General features: G+C 65.5%; 19 protein-coding genes. 4 read left to right on the forward strand and 15 right to left on the reverse strand.

Translation table 11 applies throughout. The features are described 5' to 3' along the window. Positions 1-97: 97 nt before the first annotated feature. From AC1RRT_RS03185 to mtgA, 3 genes are all read right to left on the reverse strand, one after another. Positions 98-805 carry a response regulator gene (locus AC1RRT_RS03185; protein WP_493012257.1) on the reverse strand — a complete coding sequence of 236 codons (708 nt, stop codon included), beginning with the start codon at positions 803-805 and terminating at the stop codon, positions 98-100. Further along, on the reverse strand, positions 805-2,334 hold the full coding sequence (locus AC1RRT_RS03190; RefSeq protein WP_493012258.1) for a sensor histidine kinase: 1,530 nt from the start codon (positions 2,332-2,334) through the stop codon (positions 805-807). The genes AC1RRT_RS03185 and AC1RRT_RS03190 overlap by 1 nt, the downstream gene beginning before the upstream one ends. Positions 2,335-2,399: 65 nt before the next feature. Further along, entirely contained in the window at positions 2,400-3,074 is a 675-nt protein-coding gene (gene mtgA, locus AC1RRT_RS03195) for a monofunctional biosynthetic peptidoglycan transglycosylase (protein WP_493012259.1), read from the reverse strand. Positions 3,075-3,191: 117 nt separating this feature from the next. Here mtgA and AC1RRT_RS03200 point away from each other — a divergent pair, with 117 nt between their 5' ends. Then, a complete protein-coding gene (locus tag AC1RRT_RS03200; protein ID WP_493012260.1) occupies positions 3,192-7,016 on the forward strand; it encodes a hybrid sensor histidine kinase/response regulator in 3,825 nt (1,274 codons plus the stop codon). Positions 7,017-7,019: 3 nt separating this feature from the next. Here the strand turns inward: AC1RRT_RS03200 and AC1RRT_RS03205 are convergent, their stop codons facing one another. Next, the gene (locus AC1RRT_RS03205; RefSeq protein ID WP_493012261.1) at positions 7,020-7,676 is read right to left on the reverse strand and encodes a response regulator; all 657 of its coding nucleotides are present in this window, start codon (positions 7,674-7,676) and stop codon (positions 7,020-7,022) included. 133 nt (positions 7,677-7,809) lie between these two features. Here AC1RRT_RS03205 and bioB point away from each other — a divergent pair, with 133 nt between their 5' ends. Further along, positions 7,810-8,874: a biotin synthase BioB gene (gene bioB, locus AC1RRT_RS03210; RefSeq protein ID WP_493012262.1), complete on the forward strand. Its 1,065-nt coding sequence runs from the start codon at positions 7,810-7,812 to the stop codon at positions 8,872-8,874. Here the strand turns inward: bioB and AC1RRT_RS03215 are convergent. The 6 genes from AC1RRT_RS03215 to AC1RRT_RS03240 all read right to left on the reverse strand — a co-directional run bounded on the left by AC1RRT_RS03215 (position 8,854) and on the right by AC1RRT_RS03240 (position 13,842). Further along, a complete protein-coding gene (locus AC1RRT_RS03215) occupies positions 8,854-9,273 on the reverse strand; it encodes a hypothetical protein (protein ID WP_493012263.1) in 420 nt (139 codons plus the stop codon). The two genes, bioB and AC1RRT_RS03215, sit on opposite strands and share 21 nt — an antisense overlap. Continuing rightward, positions 9,270-10,487, reverse strand: a complete 1,218-nt coding sequence (locus tag AC1RRT_RS03220; protein WP_493012264.1) for an MFS transporter — start codon at positions 10,485-10,487, stop codon at positions 9,270-9,272. The genes AC1RRT_RS03215 and AC1RRT_RS03220 overlap by 4 nt, the downstream gene beginning before the upstream one ends. Positions 10,488-10,761: 274 nt before the next feature. Then, positions 10,762-10,956 (reverse strand): YqaE/Pmp3 family membrane protein, encoded by a 195-nt coding sequence (locus AC1RRT_RS03225; protein ID WP_493012265.1) that lies wholly within the window; start codon positions 10,954-10,956, stop codon positions 10,762-10,764. 106 nt (positions 10,957-11,062) lie between these two features. Further along, positions 11,063-12,031 carry a malate dehydrogenase gene (gene mdh / locus AC1RRT_RS03230; protein ID WP_493012266.1) on the reverse strand — a complete coding sequence of 323 codons (969 nt, stop codon included), beginning with the start codon at positions 12,029-12,031 and terminating at the stop codon, positions 11,063-11,065. Positions 12,032-12,233: 202 nt separating this feature from the next. Further along, positions 12,234-12,995, reverse strand: coding sequence for an SDR family NAD(P)-dependent oxidoreductase (locus AC1RRT_RS03235; RefSeq protein ID WP_493012267.1), 762 nt, complete (start codon positions 12,993-12,995; stop codon positions 12,234-12,236). Between the two features lie 100 nt (positions 12,996-13,095). Then, entirely contained in the window at positions 13,096-13,842 is a 747-nt protein-coding gene (locus tag AC1RRT_RS03240; protein ID WP_493012268.1) for a substrate-binding periplasmic protein, read from the reverse strand. 84 nt (positions 13,843-13,926) lie between these two features. Here AC1RRT_RS03240 and AC1RRT_RS03245 point away from each other — a divergent pair, with 84 nt between their 5' ends. Together AC1RRT_RS03245 and AC1RRT_RS03250 are read left to right on the forward strand one after the other, a co-directional pair. Beyond that, complete coding sequence (locus tag AC1RRT_RS03245; protein WP_493012269.1) at positions 13,927-14,319, forward strand: YkvA family protein; 393 nt, start codon at positions 13,927-13,929, stop codon at positions 14,317-14,319. Between the two features lie 28 nt (positions 14,320-14,347). After that, the gene (locus AC1RRT_RS03250) at positions 14,348-14,767 is read left to right on the forward strand and encodes a hypothetical protein (protein WP_493012271.1); all 420 of its coding nucleotides are present in this window, start codon (positions 14,348-14,350) and stop codon (positions 14,765-14,767) included. A 68-nt stretch (positions 14,768-14,835) separates the two neighbouring features. On the opposite strand, the gene AC1RRT_RS03255 is transcribed toward AC1RRT_RS03250, so the two are convergent. The 5 genes from AC1RRT_RS03255 to AC1RRT_RS03275 form a co-directional block, all read right to left on the reverse strand. Continuing rightward, positions 14,836-15,444 (reverse strand): YbaY family lipoprotein, encoded by a 609-nt coding sequence (locus tag AC1RRT_RS03255; protein ID WP_493012272.1) that lies wholly within the window; start codon positions 15,442-15,444, stop codon positions 14,836-14,838. A 241-nt stretch (positions 15,445-15,685) separates the two neighbouring features. After that, positions 15,686-16,183: a hypothetical protein gene (locus AC1RRT_RS03260; protein WP_493012273.1), complete on the reverse strand. Its 498-nt coding sequence runs from the start codon at positions 16,181-16,183 to the stop codon at positions 15,686-15,688. Continuing rightward, positions 16,184-16,534: a DUF6152 family protein gene (locus AC1RRT_RS03265; protein ID WP_493012274.1), complete on the reverse strand. Its 351-nt coding sequence runs from the start codon at positions 16,532-16,534 to the stop codon at positions 16,184-16,186. It abuts the gene before it with no gap. A 60-nt stretch (positions 16,535-16,594) separates the two neighbouring features. Then, positions 16,595-18,061, reverse strand: a complete 1,467-nt coding sequence (locus AC1RRT_RS03270) for a M20 family peptidase (RefSeq protein WP_493012275.1) — start codon at positions 18,059-18,061, stop codon at positions 16,595-16,597. A 139-nt stretch (positions 18,062-18,200) separates the two neighbouring features. Next, positions 18,201-18,851, reverse strand: coding sequence for a 3-oxoacid CoA-transferase subunit B (locus AC1RRT_RS03275; RefSeq protein ID WP_493012276.1), 651 nt, complete (start codon positions 18,849-18,851; stop codon positions 18,201-18,203). Between the last annotated feature and the right edge of the window lie 6 nt (positions 18,852-18,857).

An 18,857-nucleotide genomic window follows, 5' to 3' on the forward strand; every position in this document is an offset into this window, starting at 1 on the left:
GTTGGTTGCGAAATGGACGCCCGTACTAAATCGTCCCCGCCCCCATCCGCGCAAGCCTTCCGGCCCGCTTAAGCCCTTCCGGACGGCGTTTCCGGTCTCAGGAGGCCACCGTCTCCAGCTGGTCCGCCGCCAGCAGGCGGTAGCCCACGCCCAGTTCGGTCTGGATATAGGTCGGTCGGGCCGGATCGCGTTCGATCCGCTGGCGCAGCTTGCGCATGAAGATGCGCAGGTAGTGCACATCCTCGGCATGCTCGTCGCCCCAGACCTCGCGCAGCAGCTGCTCGTGCGTCACCACCTTGCCGGCATGGCGGGCCAGATGCTGCAACAGGCCATATTGCTTCGGAGTCAGTTTCACCTCCGCGCCTTCGACCACCACGCGGCGACGCGCCAGATCGACGGCCAGATTGCCAACCTCGAACAGCGGCTCGCTGGCAGCCAACGGCGCGCGGCGCAGCACGGCATTCAGACGGGCGAGGAATTCGGCGATGCTGAACGGTTTGGTCAGATAATCGTCGGCGCCGTATTCGAAGGCGCGCACCTTGTCCATCTCGCGATTGCGCACGGTCAGCACGATCACCGGCAGCCAGCTCCACTCGCGCAGCCGGCGCAGCACGTCCAGGCCGTCCTGGTCGCCCAGCTGCATGTCCAGCACAACCAGGCTGATATCGTCCTTGACCAGGATTTCCAGTGCTTCGGCGCCGCTGGCGGCCTCTACGACCTCGAAGTTATGCAAGGCCAGCGCCGTGCGCAGGAAGCGACGGATCTGGGTTTCGTCATCAACGATAAGAATGCGGCGCGGGTCCATTATGCGGCCTCCCCTTCATCAGAAAGCATAAGCGTCTTTGCCGGCGGCATGCCGATGTGGAAGGCGGTACCCTCGCCCACGCCACGGCTTTCCGCCCAGATTTCACAGCCTGTCGCCTCGACAAAGGCCTTGCTGACCATCAGGCCCAGCCCGTTGCCCGCGACATGCCCCGATGCAGCATCGGTGCGATAAAACGGCGCGAAGATTCGCTCCACGTCGCCATCCTGCAGGCCGATGCCGGCATCCTGCACGGTCAGCACGACACGTGCGCCGGTATTGTGGCCGTTCATGCGGATCATCGTGCCAGGCTTGGAATACTTCGCGGCGTTCTCAAGGATATTGACCAGCGCCTGCTCGATCAGGATCGGGTCGGTCTCGACCATCGGCAGGTCGAGCAGGTCATGGGTCTCGATGCGATGACCGGCGAGCGTCTTCTGCGTCTGGCGCAGCGCCGCATTGGCGATATCGGCGACGTCGACCGCCTGCATATGCGGCGTCAGCCGGCCGGCGCGAATGCGAGTCAGGTCCAGCATGCGGCGAATATAACGTTCCAGCCGTTCGGCTTCCTCACGGATGGTCGACTGCAGTTCGGTTCGGGTAGCGTCGTCGCAGAGCGGGCCGAATTTCTCAAGCGTCGTCACCGAGCCAAGGATGGATGCCAGCGGCGTATGCAGGTCGTGACTAATCGAACCGAGCACAGCTTCACGCAGGTCTTCCGCCTTGGCCGTGACGCGGGCCTCTTCCACCGAAAGCGCCAGCCGCATGCGCGCCAGGGCCAGGCCGGACTGCTCCATCATCGCGGCAATCGCCAGCGGATCGACATTGCGCGCCGGTTCGGCCAGCACCACCACGCCGAATGGCTGGCCGCCGCTGCGCAGCACGTAGCTGGCCGCAGTGTTGCTGCCGCTGTCACGATCGCGCCAGGCGTCCTGTGCCAGCATGCCAAGAGCTGCCGCATCGAAGTCACCGGCGGATGCCACCATCGCCAGGCTGTCGCCGGACAGAAGGTAAATCGCAATGGAACTGTCCAGCGCGCTGCGCAGTTCGCCGGCCAGCACGGCCGGCGTCTCGGCCGGATCGACCACGGCGCTGATGCGACGGTTGAACGCCAGCAGATATTCCATCATCGCCTCGCGCCGGCGCGAGGTCGCGGCAGCGCGACGCGCATACCCTGCCAGCTGGCTGGAGGCGATGGCGACACCGGCAAAGACGAAGATGTCGGCGAACTCCTGCGGATCGGCATCGGGCAGGCTGAAGGCCGGATTGTAGAACAGCACCGAACAGACCGCGAGCGCGGCGAGAGCCGCGGTCAGCGATGGAATCATGCCGCCGAAAATCGCGGCGCCGAGGATCACCGGCACGAACAGGATCGAAGCGGATGTGACATTGATCGCGCGGCTGAGCGCATAGACCCCGAAACCCGCCACCATCACCACCACGGCAGCGACAACACTGTGCAGCAGAACCTTGCCCGCCGGGATGCGCGCGGGTTCATCGCCGGCCATACGAAGTGCAATGGGCGAGACCATAGCCGATTATCCCACAGGTCCGGGTCCGGTACAGCCTTACAAGGCGCTCCGGGATGGGGGGTGCGTCAATTGATACAGGCCAGCTGGGTCTGGCTGACCTGCCCCATACGGGCCCGGATGGTGCCGGTCCGGCGCTCGATATAGGCGGTCGGCGCCGCGGCGCTCCAGCGGTTCGGATTGGGCAGCACCGCGGCCAGCCGGGCCGCCTGCACCTCGCTCAGGCGGGCAGCTGGCTGGCCGAAATGGGCCTCGGCCGCCACCCCGACTCCGAACAGGCCCGGCCCCATCTCGGCGATATTGAGATAGACCTCCATGATCCGCCGCTTCGGCCAGAAGGCATCCAGCGCCAGTGCCAGCGGGGCTTCCAGGCCTTTGCGGACAAACCCGCCGCCCGGCCAGAGGAAGAGATTGCGGGCCACCTGCATCGGAATGGTGCTGGCCCCGCGCAGGCGGCCAGTTTCCTCGTAATCATCCAGGGCATCCTGCACCGCCCCCAGATCGATGCCCCGATGCAGGCAGAAGCGGCTGTCCTCGGCCACCATCACCGCCCGCACCATCGGAGCCGCCACGGCGGCCAGGGGCAGCGGCCGGTACCGGACCGCCTCTCCGCGCTCGATGCTGCGGATCAGCATCAGCGGGGTCGCCGGCGGGTCGATGAACCGGAACAGCAGCAGGCCGCCGCCCCAAAATATGGCAAGGGCGACCAGCAGCAGGACCAGCAGGCGGAAAAGCAGGCGCATGGGATGAAAGAACGCGGAATTCCGGAGGGTTGCAATGGGCTGGACCGGAATCCGGAACCGGGGTGGACAGCCGCCCCGGCGCGGGATTAACTGGCCGGAACGGGGAGAAAACGTTTCATGCTGCAAGGCAGTGCCATACTGCTTCTGTCGCTCGGCTATCTGGGCCTGCTGTTCGCGGTTGCCCATCTGGGCGACCGACTCGGGCCGCGCTGGTATACCGGCCGCAGCGGCGCCACGATCTATGCCCTCTCGCTGGCGATCTACTGCACCTCCTGGACCTTTTATGGATCAGTGGGCCGCGCAGCGCTGTCGGGACCGGATTTCATCCTGATCTATGTCGGCCCGATCCTGGCGATCACACTCGGCTACCCCGTGATGTCGAAGATGATCGCCATCGCCAAGAAGCAGAACGTTACCTCCATCGCCGACTTCATCGGTTCGCGCTACGGCAAAAGCCGCGCCGTCGCCGTGCTGGTCACGCTTTTCGCGGTGATCGGCGTACTGCCCTACATCTCCCTGCAGATGCAGGCGGTCAGCGTCACCTTCGAGGTGCTGGTGGGCAGCGACATGGCGCATCTTCTGAATGCCAGCCTGCCGCCGCCCTGGCGCGATACCGCCATGTTCGTCGCCGGCATCATGGGACTCTTCACGATCCTGTTCGGCGTACGCCATGTGCAGGCTACCGAACAGCATCGCGGCATGATGCTGGCGATCGCCTTTGAATCCCTGGTCAAGCTGGCGGCCTTTCTGGCCGTCGGCATTTTCATCGTCTTCGGCCTGTTCGACTCCGGCAGCGACCTGATGGCCCGCCTGCAGGCGGCACCCGGCCTCGCCGACCGCCTCTCCGGCGGCCTGGGCAGCAACTGGATCGCCATGACGCTGCTGTCGGGCTTCGCCTTCCTCTGCCTGCCGCGCCAGTTCCACGTGGCCGTGGTCGAGAACGGCGATCCAAGCCAGCTGAAGGTCGCGCGCTGGGCCTTCCCGGTCTACCTGGTCGCCATCAACCTGTTCGTGGTGCCGATTGCCGCCGCTGGCCTGCTGCTGGCAAAGCCGGGCTCCAATCCCGATTTCTTCGTGCTGACCCTACCGCTGATGGCAGACCAACTGGCCCTGTCGGTGCTGGCCTTCATCGGCGGTCTGTCAGCGGCGACCTCCATGGTGATTGTCGCCTGCATGGCGCTGTCGATCATGGTGTCGAATGAACTGGTGACGCCCTTCCTGCTGCGCTCGCGCGCCGGCGGTTCGGGCGAAGTCGGCCAGATCGTGCTGAACGTGCGGCGCGCCGCCGTCGTCGTCATCCTGATCGCCGCCTATATCTATCACACCTGGATCGCGGGCTACCTGCCACTCGCCTCCATCGGCATGATCTCCTTCTGCGCTGTGGGCAACTTTGCACCGGCCTTGCTGCTCGGCCTGTACTGGCGGCGCGCCCATCGTCATGGTGTGATCGGCGGCCTGCTGGCCGGCTTCGCCGTCTGGGTCTATGCCCTGTTGCTGCCCTCCATCGAAGGCGCCAGCACCGGCCATCCGGTCGTGGCGCCGCTGACGCGCTGGCTGCCCGCGCCCCTCGACGGCTACGACTTCATCCTGCAGGGCTTCGTCACCAGCGTCATCATCAACACCATCCTGCTGGTCGGCATCTCGCTGCTGGCCAGGCCGCGCCGGCACGATCTCGAGCAGGCCGCGATCTTCACCACCGGCGGCGACGGCCTGCCGCTCGCCATAGGCGACGAGGACGGCCAGGACCCCCGCATTGATGAACTGCGCGCGCTCGCAGCCCGCTTCATCGGCCCCGAGCGCGCCGAGCGCGCCTTCGCCGGCCGCCGCATGAACCCGCCCGAGGCCATGGCCTTCACCGAGCATCTGCTCAGCGGCGCCATCGGCGCGGCGTCTGCCCGCATCGTGATGGCATCGGCGCGCGGCAAAAACCTGCTGAGTCCGCGCGCCGCCCGCGCCATGCTGGGTGAGGCTTCCGAGGCAATCCGCCACAATCTCGACCTGCTGCGCACCACACTGGACCATATCAGCCAGGGCATCGGCGTGTTCGACCGCGCCCGCAAGCTCGCCGCCTGGAACGACCGTTTCTTCGACCTTCTGGGGCTGCCCGCCAACATGGCCGAGAATGGCGTGCCGCTGGCCACCTTGGTCGGCGACGGATCATCCGATCTCGCCGCCATGCTGGCATCGGGTGCCACCGGCTCGCGCATCCTGGAACGTCGCCGCCCCGATGGTCGCGTCATCGAAATCCGCGTCGACCCGATGCCCGATGGCGGCTTCGTCGCCACCTGCACCGATGTCAGCGAGCGCGTCCGTGCGGCCGAGGCGTTGCGCGATTCTGAACGCGCCATCCGCATCTACACCGACAACGTACCGGTGCTGATCGCCTATGTGGACCGTGAGGAACGCTACCGCTTCACCAACATGCCGTTCCGCCGTGCGCTGAACCTGCCGCAGCAGCATATCGACGGCCATACGGTGAGCGAGATGCTGTCGGCCGAGCGCTACAAGCGCCTCAAGCCGCATATCGATGCTGCATTCCGGGGTCAGCGACAAAGCTTCGAGACCGAATTCCCCACCAATGACGCGAAGATCGAAATCGCGCATGGCACGTATATTCCGCATATCGATGAACGCGGCACCGTGCTCGGCTTCTTCCTGATGTATCAGGACATCACCGAGCGCCGCCGCGCCGATGCCGCGCTGCGCGCCGCCTATGAAGGCCTGGAGCGGCGCGTGGCCGAGCGCACCGCCGAACTGCAACTTGCCGTCCAGGAGCTGGAATCCTCCCGCGCCCAGGCCGAAGCCGCCAATCTGGGCAAGACGCGCTTCCTCGCCGCCGCCAGCCATGACCTGCTGCAACCGCTGCATGCCTCGCGGCTTTTCACCGCAGCACTGGCCGAACGCGAGCCGGACAATCCGCTGGTCGGCAAGATCGACCATGGCCTCGGCGCCGTGGAGGTTCTGCTCGATACCCTGCTCGACATCTCCAAGCTGGATGCCGGCGCCGTGCATCCGGAAATCCGCCCGGTGGCGCTGGAGCCGCTGTTCGAATCGATTGCCAGCTTCTTCGCGCCGCTGGCCGCACGGCGCGGTGTCACGCTGAAAGTCGTACCCACCACCGCCACCATCAGCACCGATCCCGCCCTGCTGCGCCGCGTGTTGCAGAATTTCGTCGCCAACGCCATTCGCTATTCCAGCCCCGAGCGCGCCAACCGCCGCGTGCTGATCGGCTGTCGCCGCCAGGGCAGCCAGATTCGCATCGAGGTCTGCGACAACGGCTTGGGGATTCCAGCAGACAAGCGCCATGTGATCTTCCAGGAATTCGCCCGCCTCGAAAGCACGGGCGATGCAGCCGAGCGCGGTCTGGGCCTGGGCCTGGCGATCGTCGAGCGTATCGCCACCATGCTGGGCAATCCGATCGGACTGCACTCGGTGGTTGGCCGCGGGTCGATCTTCGGTATTACCGTACCGCGCGCCGCCGTCGAGCTGCAGCAGGAGGCTGCGCCGCTCTTGCTGCCCACCATTGCCGCCGGCTCGCTCAGCGACATCTTCGTGCTCTGCATCGAGAACGAGGCGGGCGTGCGCGAGGCCATGACCACGCTACTGGAGGGCTGGTCCTGCCAGGTCGCGGCCGTCGGCACCATCGCCGATGCGCGCAAGGCCGTGGCCGCTGCCGGCCGCAGCCCCGACATCATCCTCGCCGACCTGCATCTGGACGAAGGCAGCCCCGACGGGCTGGATGCCATCGCGCAGCTGCGGCGCGACTGGGGCCTGCGCCTGCCGGCCATCCTGATCACCGCCGACCGCAGCCAGGAAACCCGGCACCGCGCCGATGACATGGGTGTCGATGTGCTGCACAAGCCGGTGAAGCCCGCGGCCCTGCGCGCGCTGATCAGCCAGCGGCACCGTCCGGCCGGCGCACTAGGTGAGACCGGCGACTGATATTTAAAGCGAGAAGTGGCGCGCCGCGATCACGGCCTGGGTGCGGCTGCGCACGCCGAGCTTCTTGAGGATGGCGGTGACATGCGCCTTCACGGTCGCCTCGCCCACCGACAGTTCATGCGCGATCTGCTTGTTGAGCTTACCCTTGCTGAGCAGCGTCAGCACGCGGAGCTGCTGTGGTGTCAGTTCGGCAACACGACGGGCGAAATCGTCGGGCATGGCGGCCGCGTCGCCTTCCACCTCGGGCGGCAGCCAGACTTCGCCATCCAGCACCGACTGCAGCGCACTGGCGATGGTCTCGAGCGCTGCCGACTTGGGCACGAAAGCGGCGGCGCCGAATTCGATGGCGCGGCGCATCACGGCCGGCTCGCGGGTCGAGGACACGATGGCGACCGGAATGGCGGGATGGCTGGCGCGCATCGCGGCCAGACCGGCAAAGCCGTCCATTCCCGGCATATCGAGATCGAGGATCAGAAGGTCGACGGACTCCCGGCCGGCAAGCGCCTGGCGTGCACCATCAAGATCAGCGGCACCGATCACCTCGACGCCATTCATCGCCTGCCGCAACGCCTGTCCCAGGGCTTCGCGGACCAGCGGATGATCGTCCGCGATGATAATCGTCAGTGCCGGTTCTGCGCCGGACTTCTCTGCTCCCGTCATGAATGCGACGGTAAACCAGCCGCCCGCCCGCAGCAAGCCGACAGACGGATGGCGAAAGTTGAATCGCCGGAGGCTGGACAGGGCGGAGTCCGCAGGCTAGTGCAGTCGCGACCCGGCAACAGGAGCGCTCCCCATGACCGCCACCACTGTGGATATCCCCACCCTTACTGCGCGTTGCGCCCTTGCCGAGCCCCGCCACGACTGGACGCGCGAGGAAATCGCTGCCCTGTTCGCCCTGCCGTTCAGTGACCTGACCTATCTGGCGCAGCAGGTGCACCGCCGTCATTTCGACGCCAACCAGGTGCAGATGAGCATGCTGCTGAGCATCAAGACCGGCGGCTGTCCGGAGGATTGCGGCTACTGCTCGCAGAGCGCGCATTTCAAGACCGGCGTGAAGGCCGAGAAACTGATGGACGCGGCCGCCACGCTGGCAGCCGCGAAAGCAGCCAAGGCGCAGGGGGCCAGCCGCTTCTGCATGGGCGCCGCCTGGCGCAACCCCAAGGACCATGACCTGGACAAGGTCTGCAGCATGATCGCCGAAGTGAAGGCGCTTGGGATGGAGACCTGCGCCACACTCGGCATGCTGACCGAGGAGCAGGCCGGCCAGCTGGAAGCGGCAGGCCTCGATTACTACAACCATAATCTCGACACCTCGCCCGAGCATTACGGCGACATCATCACCACACGCAGCTACCAGGATCGCCTCGACACGCTGGCGCATGTGCGCAAGACTGGCATGAAGGTCTGCTGCGGCGGCATTGTCGGCATCGGCGAACAGGCCACCGACCGCGTCGGCCTGCTGCACAGCCTGGCAACCCTGCCGGTGCATCCGGAAAGCGTGCCGATCAACATGCTGATGCCGGTGGGCGGCACGCCGCTGGGCGAGTCCGCCCCGCTGGACGGCATCGCCTTCGTGCGCATGATCGCGGTCGCCCGCATCATCATGCCGACATCGATGGTGCGGCTGTCGGCCGGGCGCCAGAACATGAGCGACGAGCTGCAGGCGCTGTGCTTCCTGGCCGGCGCCAACTCGGTCTTCCTTGGCGACAAGCTGCTGACCACGCCCAACCCGGGCCAGGACCGCGACAGCGCACTGCTCGACAAGCTGGGCATTGTGCCGATGCCCTACATGACGGTCGAGGAAGACACAGCCCGGGAAGACTCAGCCCGGGAAGACTCAACCCAGGCGGCGGAGTGAAGCCGGCCCGGCCTGGGGCTTGAGCGGCACCATGCCGGTGCAGCCGGCCAGCGTGAAGACATCGAAGGGCTGGGCGCGATAGACGCCGATGGCGCCGGCGGCCCGCAGCCGCGCGGCAAAGCCGGGATCATCAGACGCCAGTTCGATGGCATTGGGCAGCCAGGTTTCGCGCACCAGCCGCGCCTCGGTCTTCATGGCCGCGGCCATGCTCTGCTGGCCCGACCAGCCGAAGGGATAAACGGCGACGACGCGGCCGACAGCTTCGGGCGGCAGTTCGGCACGGCGCAGTGTGAGCCCGAAGATGCCCGCCCAGATCACCAGCACGGCGCACAGGAAACCCAGCGCCAGCCAGTGCAGGCCGGCGAAAGACGGGCTTTTCCTGTCGCGCATCATCATCATGCCGCAGCCGGGGCCACACGCACCAGCGCACGCTCGTCGATCGGCCAGTGCACGATGGCGGCAAAAATACCCAGGCCCATCGATATCCACCACACGATGTCGTAGGAGCCGGTGAGATCGAACAGCCGGCCGCCGAGCCAGACACCGAGGAAGCCGCCGACCTGATGGCTGAAGAACACGATGCCGAACAGCGTGGCCATGTAGCGCGGCCCGAAAATCTGCGCCACCAGCCCGGAGGTGAGCGGCACCGTGGACAGCCAGAGCAGACCCATGGTGAAGGCGAAGATCAGCACGCTCACCGTGGTCATCGGCATCAGCACGAAGATCGTGATCACCACCGCGCGCGCGCCATAGATGAAGCTGAGCAGGTATTTCTTCGAGCGCTTGCCGCCCAGCACGCCGGCCGTATAGGAGCCAACGACATTGGCCAGGCCGACCAGCGCCAGCGCCCAGGCGCCGGTCTGCGGATCGAGGCCGCGGTCGACGATATAGGCCGGCAGATGAGTCTGGATGAAGGAGACGTGGAAGCCGCAGACGAAGAAGCCCGAGATCAGCAGCCAGTAGCTTTTCTGGCCGCCGGCTTCCTTCAGCGCCTCGCTCAGCGACTGCTTGGGCCCGGCATTCTCGGCCGTCCTGCCGCCCAGCACGGTGGCGAGCGGCGCGATGGCGAGCGCGAACAGGCTGAGCAGCAGCAGCGCGAACGACCAGCCATAGGCGGCGATGAAGCCCTGGCTGAGCGGTACCATGAGGAACTGGCCCATCGAGCCAGCCGCCGTACCCAGGCCGAGCGCCCAGGAGCGCTTTTCCGGCGGCACCATGCGGGCGATGGCGGCAAGCGCCACGGTGAAGGACGTGCCGGCCAGCCCCATGCCCAGCAGCATGCCGAGCGTGAGGTTGAGCATCAGTGGGGTGGAGGCATAGGCGGTGAGCGCCACGCCGGCGGCATAGAAGACGGCGCCGACGGCCAGCACGCGATCCGAGCCATAGCGATCCGCCAGCGCGCCGGCGAAGGGCTGGCCGAAGCCCCAGAGCACGGTCTGTAGCGCAATGGCGAAGGCGAAGACCTCGCGGCCCCAGCCATTGGCGGCGCTGATCGGTTCGAGGAACAGGCCGAAGCCGGAGCGCACGCCGAAATTCAGCAGCGCGATGATGCAGCCCACGACGATGACCAGCATGGGCGTGCGCCAGGTCAGGGCGGGAGATGAGGTGGTCATGGCGTTGGCTCCTGCACGCGCGTTTGGCCTCTCGTCAGGACTAGGAGGACCCGGCCGGGCCGGCAAGTTCGAAATTGTACCTTTACAATCCCGGCCTATCCGACCGCTATCCGGCCTTATCCGACCCTTATTTGCGCTTATTTGACCTTCGTTTCCACTTCCCGCTGTTCAGGCTGCGGGTAATACCCGCAATGGAACATTATAGCAACATTCGGACCCTGCGGCAAGATCACCGCGCCGCATACCTTCGCATGCAGGCCAATGATATCGGCCGTCAGACGGGCCGGCCCGTCGCCTTCTCGATCTGCTTGGCGGTGCTGTACTGGCTCAGCGCATAGACCGCCCAGAGCGCCGCCGGAATCCAGCCGATCAGAGTGATCTGCAGGATCAGGCAGAGGATGCCGGCAATCGGCCGGCCGATGGTGAAGAACAGCAGGAAGGGCAAGAAGATCGCGATGATCAGGCGCATGCGTACTGGTCTCCATAAGCATGAGTCGTCACCAGTATAACCCGAAACGCAAAACGGCGCGCCGGATGTCCGGCGCGCCGCCTGTGTCAGCCGAAGCTGAAGAGATTTACTTGCCGAGGCTCGGATCGATCGCCTTGCAGGCGTCGACCAGGCCCTTCACGGCATTGGCCGAATGCTCGAACATCTTCTGCTCATCCGCATTGAGCTGGATCTCGACAATCTTCTCGACGCCATTGGCGCCGATCACCACCGGCACGCCGACATACATGCCCGACTGGCCGTACTTGCCCTTGTCGAGCCAGGCGGCGCAGGGCAACACCCGGCGCTTGTCCTTCAGGAAGCTCTCGGCCATCTCGATGGCGGACGAGGCCGGGGCGTAGAAGGCCGAACCGGTCTTCAGCAGCGCCACGATCTCGGCGCCGCCATCGCGGGTGCGCTGGATGATCTTGTCGATCTTCTCCTGGGTCGACCAGCCCATCTTGATCAGGTCGGGCACCGGGATGCCGGCCACAGTCGAGTAGCGGATCAGCGGCACCATGGTATCGCCATGGCCGCCGAGCACGAAGGCGTTCACGTCGTTGACCGAGACGTTGAACTCTTCGGCGAGGAAGTGACGGAAGCGGGCGCTGTCGAGCACGCCGGCCATGCCGATCACCTTGTTATGCGGCAGGCCGCAGACTTCGCGCAGCACCCAGACCATGGCGTCGAGCGGGTTGGTGATGCAGATGACGAAGGCGTTCGGCGCATGCGCCTTGATGCCGGCGCCAACCGCCTGCATGACCTTGATGTTGATGCCGAGCAGGTCGTCGCGGCTCATGCCCGGCTTACGGGCGACGCCGGCGGTGACGATGATGACATCCGAACCGGCGATGTCGGCGTAATCCTGGGTGCCGCGCAGCTTGGCGTCGAAGCCTTCGACCGCGCCCGCCTGGGCCATGTCGAGCGCCTTGCCCTGCGGCAGGCCTTCGACCACGTCGAAGATGGTGATATCGCCGAGTTCCTTCATGCCGGCCAGCAGGGCCAGGGTGCCACCGATATTGCCGCCGCCGATGAGGGCGATTTTCTTGCGCGCCATAGGGAAATCCTCCGGAATTACACGTGCCAAGTTAGACGTATGGGGGTGGAAATGGTCGGCCCAAGGGGTAGCGGGAATCACCGGGCCGGGCAAGCCGCTCCCCCGGCCAAAAGGCAAAGAAAACGGCCGCCGGGGGTGAACCGGCGGCCGGAAGAAAGTCGTAGATGCCCGGGCTTGACCCGGGCATCTACGTGTTTTTGACTTAGCGGGGCGCCATCCGGAGCGCGCCGTCGAGACGGATGGTCTCGCCGTTCAGCATGGTGTTCTCGCAGATATGCTTGGCCAGGGCTGCATATTCCTCGGGGCGACCCAGGCGCGACGGATACGGCACCGACTTGCCTAAGGACTCCTGCGCTTCCGGCGGCAGGGCGAACATCATCGGCGTGCCGAACAGGCCCGGCGCGATGGTGCAGACGCGGATGCCGAACTGGGCGAACTCGCGCGCCAGCGGCAGCGTCATGCCATGCACGCCAGCTTTCGAGGCGCCATAGGCCGGCTGACCGATCTGGCCGTCGAAGGCGGCGACCGACGCGGTGTTGATGATGCAACCGCGCTCCTTGTCGGCCATCTCGGGCTGCTGCTGCATGTGATGCGCCACCAGGCGGATCATGTTGAAGGTGCCGATCAGGTTGATCTGCACGACCTTGATGAACTTCTCCAGCGCCACCGGGCCGTCCTTGCCCACCGCCTTCATCGGCGTGCCGACGCCAGCGCAGTTGACCAGCACACGCACCGGACCGACCTTGGCGATGGCATCCTTCACGGCGGCTTCGCCGCCCGGGCCGTCAGCCACGTCGCATTTCACCGCCACGCCGCCGATCTCCTTGGCGGTCTGCTCGGCCAACTCCAGATTCATGTCGAAGATGGCGACCTTGGCGCCGGCCCCAGCCAGCGCGCGCGCGGTGGCCGCGCCCAGACCCGAGGCACCGCCGGTGACAATCGCGCCTACACCCTTGAGATCCATCACATGCTCCCTTGATCGTTATATATCGTAACTATTCCGGTGGCGTTTATAGACCACCCGGTCCCGTATTTCCACGTTTGCCATATCCAGGATTATCGGATCACTCCAGCAGCAGCCGGTCGTAGGTGCCGTCGGTGCGCAGGCGGGCCAGCGCGGCATTGAAGCGCGCGATCAGGGCCTCTGCATCCGGGCGGCGGCGCGGCACGATGAAATGAATATTGGTGCTGCCGATCGGCGGCTCGGTGACAACGGTGATCTGGTCGCCCAGGCCCATCCGCGCCATCAATGCCGTGCCGATACGCTGGTCCTGGATGAAGAAATCCGCACGCCCCGCCGCCACCAGGCCCGGGCAGGTGGCCGCCGTGCCCGGCATCATGGTTTCGATCTTCTTCTGATCGATCAGCGCCTGCACCAGCGCCGGCGGCGCATAGCCAAGCGCCAGACAGAGGCGTCGCCCCTCCAGATCGCTGACCGTGCGAAAGGGAAAGGTGCGTGCCGTCGACATGAACAGCACCTGCCGCACATGGAACAGCGGATCGGAATACAGGAACTCGCGCTCGCGATCCGGCGTGCGGATATAGGGATAGGTCGCGTCATAGCGGCCGCGCAGCGTCTCTTCGTAGCCGCGGCGCCAGGGCAGGTAATCGGGCGGCGTCGCGGTCTCTCCCATCGCGGCGACCACCTGCCCGACCAGCATGGTGGCCAGACCGCCGCCGGGCAGACGCGGATCGGCAAACGGCGGATAATCATCGCCTGTCACCAGCCTGAGCCGGTCCGCAGCACAGGCTGGGCCCATCAGAATGATCAGCAGGACGGCAATCCGGACCATGGTCAGGCGAAAATGCATGTGAAAACCTGCCTCTGGCCAAGTATTCCACAAGCCAGTCGGTCTTGCAGCCTCCGGCTTGCAGCGGCCGAAAACCCTCCCCATATGGAAACCGTGAGCCTGGACCCCAATCCTCCGTCCTATCAGCTGCCCGCCGATCCGGCGCGCCTGGCGATTGAACAGCCGCGCCTGACGCGGCGCTTCTGGCGCAAGCTGAAAAAGACGGTCAGCTACCTGCCGTTTGGCGAAACCTTTCTGTCGGCCTTCTTCGCGGCCGTCGATCCGAAGACGCCGACCGGCGCCAAGGCCATCCTGCTTGGCGCTTTGGGCTATTTCATCGTGCCGATCGACGTGATCCCCGACATCCTGGGCGCCTTCGGCTATGGCGACGACCTGGCCGTGATCCTCGCCGCCATCAAGGCGGTGGAGAGCAGCATCACGGATACGCATCGCGACAAGGCACGTGAGCAGATCGACCGGCTGCGCAAGGACTCCTAGTCATTCATCTCCATGCTAGACTGGCAGCATGCATCGTCTGCTGCCAGTCTTGCTCCTGATCCCAACCGCCGCATTGGCCGAACCACCGGCACCGCCGCTGCGCTTCGAGGCGGGCGCGGTGCTAGCCGGCGGCTATGTGCTGCGCGACATGATCCTGCTGCCGGCGCAACCGGGGCCGGTCGCGCTGCGCCTGCAGGACGGCGGCCTGCTGCACTGGCGGGTGGTGGTGGACAATGGCGAGACGCGGTTGCTGGACGAGAAGAACCATCTGGCGGCCAAGGCGGAATATCATCGCCAGCAGCGCAACGGCAGCACGGTCTGCCTGATCTACCAGACCACGGTGTCGCCGGAATGGGCGGTGCGTGGCGATGCCGCACCCGAACGCCGGGCGGATTTCGCGCCGGCCGATGACCGCGTCTACAGTTTCCGCGACGCGCCCTGCCCCTGAAAACAAAAAAACGGGGCCTGCTCCCGAAGGAGCAGGCCCCGTCTCACTTCAGCCGGTGGGGCTGAGGCTTAGTAGGTGCGGTAGGGCTGCAGGATGACGGTGCCCGACGGCACGGCGGCCGGCGCCGGCTGCACATAGTAGGTGCCCGGGGCGGCCGGGGCAGGCTGCACGATCACGGCGCCGCTCGGCGTGGTAGTCGTGGTGGTGGTCTGTTGCACCACGGTGCCCGGCGCGGCCGGAACCGTCGTCACCGGCTGCGGTACGAACACGGCCGCAACTTGCTCCAGCTCAACATGGATGTTGTTGGCCGGCGCGGTCTTGGTCAGCACCTGGTAGATCTTGTTGTTGCGGAACATGATGCGGCCGCCCTGCTCGATCCAGGCGTTGATCACGTAGGTCGCATTCGGGTTGACGCCGTTATAGTCGTACGGCAGCGAGAAGGTGGTCGGCGCGGCGCTGTTCGGCATGATGCGCTGCTCCGAGACGACCACCGGATAGTTCTGGCCTTTGCTGATATCTTCCAGGCGGACGACGATCACCGAGTCAGCCGGCAGGATGAGGCGTTCACGATAGGACACGGTGCCATTGATGGCATAGCTGCGCGAGGCGCAGGCAACCATCGAGGACAGGGCGAGGGTAGCGGCAATGAGTGAGAGGAATGTGCGACGCGCAAACATGGCTTTTCTCCTTATGAGCCGTCAGCGTGGGGGCGAAACGCATCTTGGCAATATCCAAACGCTGGACACTCACGAACGTTCCGCTGTTTTCCGCCGAGCGATGCGCATCAAACGCGACCCTGCCGTCGCGGTTCCGCCTCGCTTCATCGCATCGCTTTTTTGTCCCAGACCCGAACGCATGCGGAGTGAATGCAATGCGCGCACAGGCTGCGTCGAATTGCGGCGAAAAGAAGGCTGATGATTAAAGGTAGGCGATCAGGCGGCCGCCGATGACAGCGCCGCACCAGGCCAGCAGCGACACCAACGCGCCGATGCGGGCAACAGCCGGCACATGCGTGGTGACGCCCCAGAGCGCCATGCTGCGCCAGGGCCCGAGATGGAACAGCCCTGCATTGGCCAGCCCGATGGCGACGCAGGCCAGCTTGACCTGGAAAGCCGGATTGACCGCGATGCTGGTGGCTTCGGTGCTGAACAACAGGAAGCCGGTCGGCGCCGCCATGAAGAAGCCGAGCATGGCCAGCGGCACGGCATGCCGGGCGAACGGCGCCGCCGGCAACTGTAGGCTCAGGCCCAGCAGGCGCAGATCGAAGCCGACGATGCTGCCGACCAGCAGCACGAAGCCGAGGATGTGCAGCACCTCGACGGCGGGATAAAGCAGCATCGAACTGCGCATGGCGTCGCCCAGGGCAGACTGCTCCAACGCCACCAGCCAGGGATGATGCGAGGCGGCGTGCTCCACCTAGCGCAACTCCACGGTGAAGCCGTTATGGGTGAGACGCTCGGCCCGTATCTCGTCGGGCACGCCACGGTTCGGATAGCCCACCGCCACCACCCTGTCGCCCGCCTTGATATCGGTGACCGGCTTGCCGCGGCTGGCCATGCGCGAGGGCGGCGACAGCGTCACCGTCCAGGTCTTGTCCGCGGTCTTGAGCCGCAGTTCGGCATGCGGGTTGTCGGGGTTCACCCTCTCCACCGTGCCGTCCAGGGTCAGCACGGTATTGGAGTCATACGAACCCCAGCCGTGATGGGCGAAAGCCGCCCCTGACAGCAGAGCGAAAGCGGTAACGAGCAGAGCGCGACGGGCAGGCATGAGGCGACCTCCGTGTTGGCTTGCCCCATTCTCCCGCCATCGCCGCCGGCCCGCAACCAGTCAGTTGGCCGCCGTCTTCAACAAATCGATATAGAAGCGCGTCGCCCGCACCAGGTTCTCGATGGACAGCCGCTCGTTGGTGCCATGGAAGCCGGTCAGGTCCTGCGGCGTGATCATCATCGGATTGAAGCGGTAGGCGTTATCCGAGACGGTGCCGTAATGCACGCTGTCGGTGGCGGCGATGGTCAGGCCCGGCGCGATCGCGACCTCGCCGTAATTGCGCCGCACCGCGTCGGCCATGGCGCGGAAGATCGGCGTGTCGCTGCCAGCCACCGCCGACGGATTGGAGATGAAGGTCACACCCGGCGTGACGGTGATACGGTCATCGTCGATGGTCTTCTTCACATAGGCCGTGACACTGTCGATGGTGTCACGCGGATGCAGGCGGAAATTCACCGTGCCTGTCGCTTCGATGGGTAGCACATTTTCCTTGATGCTGCCCGAAAGCATGGTGGGCGCAGTGGTGGTGCGCAGCATGGCGTTGGTGGTGGGCGACTTCGACAGGGCGAAATCGAGCAACGGCCCGAACAGCCACTGGTTGGCAAACAGCAGGCGCTTGTCGAAGGACATATGCCGCGCCATGGCGCCGAAGGCGTCGGCGGTGACGCCGTCCATGCCGCCGGGCAATGGCGCCTGCTGCAGCTTCACCAATGCCGCCGCCAGGATGCCCACGGCGGTCTCGCGCGGCGGCATGGCGGAATGACCGCCGGCGGCCCGCGCCGTCAGCTCCAGCGTCAGATAGCCTTTCTCGGCCACATTGATGCTGGCAATAGGCAGGCCCAGGCCGGGCACGATGCCATCCAGCACGAAGGAGCCTTCATCCAGCGACCAGTCGAGCCGCACATTCTGGCTTTTAAGATGCGCGGCAACCGCAGAGGCGCCCTGCAGGCCGCCGATCTCTTCGTCATGGCCGAAGCTCAGGTAAACTGTCTGGCGCGGCTGGAAGCCCTCTTTGAGCAGCCAGGTCACCGCATCCAGCAAGGTGATCATCGCGCCCTTGTCATCCAGCGTGCCGCGGCCCCAGACATAGCCGTCGGCGATCACGCCGCCGAACGGCGGCTGGGTCCAATCCCTCTCGGTGCCGGGGATCACCGGCACGACATCGTAATGCGCGGTCAGTAGTACCGGCTTGGCCGCGACCTCACGGCCCGTCCAGCTGAACAGCAGGCTGTGGCCGCCCAGGCGCTCCAGCTTCAGCCGCGCATGCACCTCGGGATAGGCTTCCGCCAACCAGGCGATATAGCGCTCGAAGGGCGCCGGATCGGTGGGTAGCGGCGGCTGCTGCGAGATGGTGGGAATCTGCACGGCCTGCGACAGGCGCTGCGCCGTGGCGTTACCGTCCACCGCGTAACTGGCGGACTGCAGGACCGGCGCAACCGGCGGCACAAACATCATGGCGCGATATACGGCGACAGCGGCCACCGCCACGATGGCGATGCCCGACACAGCGAGCAGTTTGCGGATCATTGCAATTCCCCCTAAACCCCATTGGCAACGTAATGACGTTCAGGGCGAACACGCAAGTTGGCGTAGCGTCATGCCTATAACGAAAGACCCCGGCAGTCGCCTGCCGGGGTCTGGAAAGTGAACCGAATTTACCCAGCTTTTATTTGGCGCTGGCGGCGATCGTGTAATCGGCGCCGGTCTTTTCCTTCAGCTCTTCGAGTGTCACGCCGGGCGCGCGCTCGATCAGGGTCATACCGCCGCCTTTGCGATCGACAGTGAAGACGGCGAGATCAGTGATCACCATGTCGACGACGCCGGCGCCGGTCAGCGGCAGGTCGCAGCGCTTGAGCAGCTTCTTCTCACCGTCCTTGGAATTGTGCTCCATGACGACGACGACGCGCTTCACGCCGGCGACGAGATCCATCGCGCCGCCCATGCCCTTGACCATCTTGCCCGGGATCATCCAGTTGGCGAGGTCGCCGTTCTCGGCCACCTGCATGGCGCCCAGGATCGACAGGTCGATATGGCCGCCGCGGATCATCGCAAACGACTGGTCCGATCCGAAGAAGCTGGAAAGCGGCAGTTCGGTGATGGTCTGCTTGCCGGCATTGATCAGGTCGGCATCTTCCTCGCCCTCATAGGGGAACGGGCCCATGCCGAGCATGCCGTTTTCCGACTGCAGCACGACGTCGACGCCATCGGGGATGTAGTTCGAGACGAGCGTCGGGATGCCGATGCCCAGGTTGACGTAGAAACCGTCCTTCAGCTCTTTCGCTGCACGGGCGGCCATTTCATCGCGGGTCCAAGCCATGATGCG

The organism is Ferrovibrio sp. GW821-FHT12B10 (assembly GCF_058807515.1).

Excerpts from the sequence above, each read along its gene's own strand:
- AC1RRT_RS03205 (WP_493012261.1), bottom strand. The coding sequence starts at position 7,676 with ATGACGGGAGCAGAGAAGTCCGGCGCAGAACCGGCACTGACGATTATC.
- AC1RRT_RS03255 (WP_493012272.1), bottom strand. The coding sequence starts at position 15,444 with ATGTTTGCGCGTCGCACATTCCTCTCACTCATTGCCGCTACCCTCGCC.
- AC1RRT_RS03185 (WP_493012257.1), bottom strand. The coding sequence starts at position 805 with ATGGACCCGCGCCGCATTCTTATCGTTGATGACGAAACCCAGATCCGT.
- AC1RRT_RS03250 (WP_493012271.1), top strand. The coding sequence starts at position 14,348 with ATGCATCGTCTGCTGCCAGTCTTGCTCCTGATCCCAACCGCCGCATTG.
- AC1RRT_RS03240 (WP_493012268.1), bottom strand. The coding sequence starts at position 13,842 with ATGCATTTTCGCCTGACCATGGTCCGGATTGCCGTCCTGCTGATCATT.
- AC1RRT_RS03235 (WP_493012267.1), bottom strand. The coding sequence starts at position 12,995 with ATGGATCTCAAGGGTGTAGGCGCGATTGTCACCGGCGGTGCCTCGGGT.
- AC1RRT_RS03275 (WP_493012276.1), bottom strand. The coding sequence starts at position 18,851 with ATGGCTTGGACCCGCGATGAAATGGCCGCCCGTGCAGCGAAAGAGCTG.
- AC1RRT_RS03190 (WP_493012258.1), bottom strand. The coding sequence starts at position 2,334 with ATGGTCTCGCCCATTGCACTTCGTATGGCCGGCGATGAACCCGCGCGC.
- AC1RRT_RS03200 (WP_493012260.1), top strand. The coding sequence starts at position 3,192 with ATGCTGCAAGGCAGTGCCATACTGCTTCTGTCGCTCGGCTATCTGGGC.
- bioB (WP_493012262.1), top strand. The coding sequence starts at position 7,810 with ATGACCGCCACCACTGTGGATATCCCCACCCTTACTGCGCGTTGCGCC.
- mtgA (WP_493012259.1), bottom strand. The coding sequence starts at position 3,074 with ATGCGCCTGCTTTTCCGCCTGCTGGTCCTGCTGCTGGTCGCCCTTGCC.
- AC1RRT_RS03270 (WP_493012275.1), bottom strand. The coding sequence starts at position 18,061 with ATGATCCGCAAACTGCTCGCTGTGTCGGGCATCGCCATCGTGGCGGTG.
- mdh (WP_493012266.1), bottom strand. The coding sequence starts at position 12,031 with ATGGCGCGCAAGAAAATCGCCCTCATCGGCGGCGGCAATATCGGTGGC.
- AC1RRT_RS03265 (WP_493012274.1), bottom strand. The coding sequence starts at position 16,534 with ATGCCTGCCCGTCGCGCTCTGCTCGTTACCGCTTTCGCTCTGCTGTCA.
- AC1RRT_RS03245 (WP_493012269.1), top strand. The coding sequence starts at position 13,927 with ATGGAAACCGTGAGCCTGGACCCCAATCCTCCGTCCTATCAGCTGCCC.
- AC1RRT_RS03215 (WP_493012263.1), bottom strand. The coding sequence starts at position 9,273 with ATGATGATGATGCGCGACAGGAAAAGCCCGTCTTTCGCCGGCCTGCAC.
- AC1RRT_RS03225 (WP_493012265.1), bottom strand. The coding sequence starts at position 10,956 with ATGCGCCTGATCATCGCGATCTTCTTGCCCTTCCTGCTGTTCTTCACC.
- AC1RRT_RS03220 (WP_493012264.1), bottom strand. The coding sequence starts at position 10,487 with ATGACCACCTCATCTCCCGCCCTGACCTGGCGCACGCCCATGCTGGTC.